Annotated in this window: 1 protein-coding gene; it reads left to right on the top strand. The window is 75.9% G+C overall.

All coding sequences use genetic code 11. From position 1 onward, the window contains the following. Positions 1–607 (top strand): acyltransferase domain-containing protein (locus tag HG542_RS33940; RefSeq protein ID WP_171088254.1); only part of this gene is annotated, 607 nt, incomplete at both ends.

Below are 607 nucleotides of genomic sequence, written 5' to 3'. Positions count from 1 at the left end.
CGCCCACACCATCATCGAGCAGGCCCCGGCGGCCGAACCGGCCGCCGTCGCCCCGGCCGAGATCGACTCGGCGACCGTCCCGTGGGTGCTGTCGGGCAAGTCCGAGGCGGCCCTGCGGGACCAGGCCGAGCGCCTGCTGTCCCTCGCCGCGCAGACGGACGACCTGTCGCCCGCCGACATCGGCCTCTCGCTGGCCACCACCCGGGCCGGGCTCGAACACCGCGCCGCCGTGACCGGCGGCGACCGCGACCGGCTCGTCCGCGGCCTGCAGGCCCTGGTGGCCGGAACCCCCGCCCCCGGCCTCGTGCTCGGCCGCGCCGACGCCGGCCAGACCGGCTTCCTCTTCTCCGGCCAGGGCTCGCAGCGCTTGGGCATGGGCCGCGAACTGTACGAGGCGTTCCCGGTCTTCGCGGAGGCGTACGACCAGGTGTGCGCCCACCTCGACCGGCACCTCGACCGGCCGCTGCGGGACGTGGTCTTCGGCGAGGACGCCGACGAGCTGAACCGCACGGTCTACACCCAGCCCGCGCTGTTCGCCGTCGAGGTCGCGGTCCACCGCCTGCTGGAGTCGTGGGGCATCCGGCCCGACGTCCTGGCGGGCCACTCC

Origin of the sequence: Streptomyces morookaense, assembly GCF_013030945.1 — a bacterium.
GTDB lineage: Bacteria > Actinomycetota > Actinomycetes > Streptomycetales > Streptomycetaceae > Streptomyces > Streptomyces morookaensis.
Note: the sequence above shows the minus strand (reverse complement) of the source record. Positions and strands in the feature narration are given on the sequence as shown.